Source organism: Streptomyces cinerochromogenes (assembly GCF_014648635.1).
Classification (GTDB): Bacteria; Actinomycetota; Actinomycetes; order Streptomycetales; family Streptomycetaceae; genus Streptomyces; species Streptomyces cinerochromogenes.
This window is the reverse complement of sequence record NZ_BMRM01000051.1, coordinates 1-3,672: the sequence shown is the minus strand read 5'-3', so window position 1 is coordinate 3,672 and position 3,672 is coordinate 1. Positions and strand designations below refer to the sequence as shown.

At 71.7% G+C, this 3,672-nt stretch carries 5 protein-coding genes; 2 read left to right on the top strand and 3 right to left on the bottom strand.

Annotation, left to right across the window (positions count from 1 at the left end):
• Positions 1-23 precede the first annotated feature (23 nt).
• Positions 24-749: a DsbA family oxidoreductase gene (locus IEZ20_RS39355; RefSeq protein ID WP_189307947.1), complete on the top strand. Its 726-nt coding sequence runs from the start codon at positions 24-26 to the stop codon at positions 747-749.
• 97 nt (positions 750-846) lie between these two features.
• Positions 847-1,908, top strand: coding sequence for an aminotransferase class V-fold PLP-dependent enzyme (locus IEZ20_RS39350; protein ID WP_189307945.1), 1,062 nt, complete (start codon positions 847-849; stop codon positions 1,906-1,908).
• 104 nt (positions 1,909-2,012) lie between these two features.
• On the opposite strand, the gene thpD is transcribed toward IEZ20_RS39350, so the two are convergent.
• The 3 genes from thpD to IEZ20_RS39335 form a co-directional block, all read right to left on the bottom strand.
• Complete coding sequence (thpD, locus tag IEZ20_RS39345) at positions 2,013-2,906, bottom strand: ectoine hydroxylase (RefSeq protein ID WP_189307944.1); 894 nt, start codon at positions 2,904-2,906, stop codon at positions 2,013-2,015.
• A 5-nt stretch (positions 2,907-2,911) separates the two neighbouring features.
• Entirely contained in the window at positions 2,912-3,316 is a 405-nt protein-coding gene (locus IEZ20_RS39340) for an ectoine synthase (RefSeq protein WP_189307942.1), read from the bottom strand.
• A gap of 23 nt (positions 3,317-3,339) precedes the next feature.
• On the bottom strand, positions 3,340-3,672 hold a 333-nt coding region (locus IEZ20_RS39335; protein ID WP_229896511.1), incomplete at its 5' end, for an aminotransferase class III-fold pyridoxal phosphate-dependent enzyme.

Below are 3,672 nucleotides of genomic sequence, written 5' to 3'. Positions count from 1 at the left end.
ACGACCCGGAGAGAGCCGAAGACATGCGCGTCGAGATCTGGAGCGACATCGCCTGCCCCTGGTGCTATGTGGGCAAGGCCCGCTTCGAGAAGGCGCTCGCTGCCTTCCCGCACCGTGACGAGGTCGAGGTGGTGCACCGCTCCTTCGAGCTGGACCCGGGCCGCGCCAAGGGCGATGTGCAGCCGGTCATCACCATGCTGACCAGGAAGTACGGCATGAGCGAGGCGCAGGCCCAGGCCGGCGAGGACAACCTGGGCGCCCAGGCCGCCGCCGAGGGCCTGGACTACCGCACCCGGGACCGCGACCACGGCAACACCTTCGACATGCACCGCCTGCTGCACCTCGCCAAGGAGCACGGCAGGCAGGACGAGCTCGTCCAGATCCTGTACCGGGCGAACTTCGCCGAGGAGCGGTCCGTCTTCACCGAGGGCGACGAACGGCTCGTGGAGCTGGCCGTGGAGGCCGGTCTGGACGCCGAGACCGTCCGCACGGTGCTCGCCGACCCGACCGCCTACGCCGACGAGGTCCGCGCCGACGAGCGGGAGGCGGCCCAGCTCGGCGCCACCGGTGTGCCCTTCTTCGTCCTCGACCGGAAGTACGGCGTCTCCGGCGCCCAGCCCGCCGAGGTCTTCACCGAGGCGCTGACCCAGGCCTGGGGCGAGCGCTCCCCGCTGAAGCTCGTCGACCAGGGCGGCCACGGGGACGCGGCGGCCTGCGGCCCGGACGGGTGCGCGGTCCCGCAGCACTGAGAAACCGCAGGTCGGCGCCGTCGTATAAGGGCCACTACGAGGCTCCACGTAAAAGTTCGCCATGGACGGGCAGTTCCGTGGGACGCAGAGTGGACCCATGGAGACCACGGAGACGTTCGACCGACTCGTCCGCGCCGAGTTCCGCCCGGAGACCAGCTACCTCAACACCGCGAGCAGCGGCCTGCTGCCCGCCCGCACCGTCACCGCCCTCCAGGAGGCGGCCCTGCTGCGGGCACAGGGCCGGCCGCTGCTGCCGCTGTACGAGGAGGTGGAGGTGTGCCGGGCCGCGTTCGCCCGGCTCGCCGGTGTCCCGGCCGACCGGGTCGCGGCGGGCGCCTCGGTCGCCGCGCACACCGGCGTGATCGCCGCCTCGCTCCCGGCGGGCGCCGAAGTCCTCACCGCCGAGGACGACTTCACCTCCGTCCTCAACCCCTTCCACGTCCGCGGCGACCTCAAGGTCCGCGCGGTCCCGCTGGAGCGGATCGCCGAGTCCGTCCGGCCGGGCACCGCGCTCGTCGCGGTCAGCGCCGCCCAGTCCGCCGACGGGCGGGTCGCCGACCTGCCCGCCCTGCGCGAGGCCGCCCGCGCCCACGGCGCCCGCACCTACGTCGACTTCTCGCAGGCCGCCGGCTGGCTGCCGCTGGAGGCGGACGCCTACGACTTCACGGCCAGCGTCTCCTTCAAGTGGCTGATGGGCCCGCACGGCGCGGCCTTCCTCACCGTCCCGGAGGACTTCGGCGGGCTCACCCCGCTGCTCGCGGGCTGGGTCGCGGCCGAGCACCCGTGGGACAGCTGCTACGGCCCGGTGGCCGAACTCGCCCGCTCCGCCCGGCGGTTCGACCTCACCCATGCCCTGTTCACCTTCGCCGGCCTGCGCCGGTCCCTCGAACTGATCGAGGAACTGGGCGTGGCGGCGATCCACGCCCACGACCTCGCCCTCGCCGACCGCTTCCGCGCCGGCCTCGCCCGACTCGGCCACGAGCCCCTGCCCGCGCCCGGTTCCGCGATCGTCTCGGTGCCCGGGCTCGGCTCCCGGCAGCCCGCGCTCGGCGAGGCCGGCATCGAGGTCTCGGACCGCGCGGGCAACCTGCGCGCGGCCTTCCACCTCTACAACACGGCCGCGGACGTCGACCGGCTGCTGGACGCGCTGTCCGGCTGACAGGACCGGGCCGGGCCCCCGTCCCACACGAGGAGGCCCGGCCCGGTGGTCCCACCAGGGGGTGCTGCTTCACCGGGGTGGAGCAGCGGCGGCCGGAATCCGGTTCACCGGACCGGCGTGAAGTCCCGCGCCCCGATGAACTCGGGGCGTCGCACGGGTGCCGCGAACGGCTCGACCGCGGTGTTCTCCACGCTGTTGAACACGATGAACACGTTGCTGCGCGGGAACGGCGTGATGTTGTCGCCCGAGCCGTGCATGCAGTTGCAGTCGAACCAGGTCGCCGAGCCGGCCTTCCCGGTGAACAGCCGGATGCCGTACTCGCTCGCCAGCGAGGTCAGTGCCTCGTCCGACGGCGTGCCCGCGTCCTGCATCTGGAGGGACTTCTTGTAGTTGTCCTTCGGCGTGGCGCCCGCACAGCCCAGGAAGGTCCGGTGCGAGCCGGGCATGATCATGAGCCCGCCGTTGGTGTCGTGGTTCTCGGTCAGCGCGATCGAGACGGACACGGTCCGCATGTTCGGCAGGCCGTCCTCGGCGTGCCAGGTCTCGAAGTCGGAGTGCCAGTAGAAGCCGCTCGCGCCGAAGCCGGGCTTGACGTTGATGCGGGACTGGTGGACGTACACGTCGGAGCCGAGGATCTGCCGGGCCCGGCCGACGACCCGCTCGTCCCGCACCAGGTTCGCGAACACCTCGCTGATCCGGTGCACCTCGAAGACCGAGCGGATCTCCTTCGACTTCGGCTCCACGATGGACCGCTCGTCGGCGCGGATCGCCGGGTCGGCCACCAGCCGGTCCAGCTCACGCTTGTAGACCGCGACCTCGTCCGGGGTGATGAGCTGGTCGACGGCGAGGAAGCCGTCCCGCTCGTACGCCCGGAGGTCGGCCTCCGCGATCGGGCCCGGGGTGTCCGGGGCGCCCCAGACGACGGGGTCCTGGCGGGGGACGGTCACCTCGGTGGTGCCGCGGGTGGGGTAGAGGTCCTTCACGGTGGCGGTGGTCATGGCTCTCACACCTCCTCGGGCTCGGTGAGCAGCGGGTAGACGCCGTTCTCGTCGTGGTCCTCCCGTCCGGTGACCGGCGGGTTGAACACGCAGATGCAGTGGAAGTCCTCCTTGACGCGCAGCGTGTGCCGCTCGTGTCCGTCGAGGAGGTACATGGTGCCGGGGGTGATCGTGTACGTCTTCCCGGCCTCGTGGTCGGTCAGTTCGGCCTCGCCCCGGGTGCAGACGACGGCCTCGATGTGGTTGGCGTACCACATCGACGTCTCCGTCCCGGCGTACAGGATCGTCTCGTGCAGGGAGAATCCGACCCGCTCCCTGGCGAGGACGATCCGCTTGCTCTCCCAGGTGCCGGACGCCGCCTTCACATGGCGGTCGGTTCCTTCGATGTCCTTGAACGATCGGACGATCACGGGGTGCGTCTCCTCCTAGCTGGTCAGGCGGTTTCCCGGACGGCACGGGCGAGGACGCCGAGGCCCTCGTCCAGCTCGTCGGGGGTGATGGTGAGGGCGGGCAGCAGCTTGACGACCTCGCTCTCGGGGCCGGACGTCTCGATGAGCAGCCCGAGGTCGAAGGCGCGCCGCGCCACCCGCGAGGCCCGGTCCTTGGCGTGGAACTCCAGGCCCCACACGAGCCCGCGCCCGCGGTACTCCTTGACGTCGGCGAGGTTCTCCTCGGTGATGGAGATCAGGGCCTGCTCGACCTGCTCCCCGCGGGTGCGGGTCTGCTTCTCCATCGCGGAGCCGTCGGTCCAGTACGTCTCCAGGGC

Excerpts from the sequence above, each read along its gene's own strand:
- IEZ20_RS39355 (WP_189307947.1), top strand. The coding sequence starts at position 24 with ATGCGCGTCGAGATCTGGAGCGACATCGCCTGCCCCTGGTGCTATGTG.
- IEZ20_RS39350 (WP_189307945.1), top strand. The coding sequence starts at position 847 with ATGGAGACCACGGAGACGTTCGACCGACTCGTCCGCGCCGAGTTCCGC.
- thpD (WP_189307944.1), bottom strand. The coding sequence starts at position 2,906 with ATGACCACCGCCACCGTGAAGGACCTCTACCCCACCCGCGGCACCACC.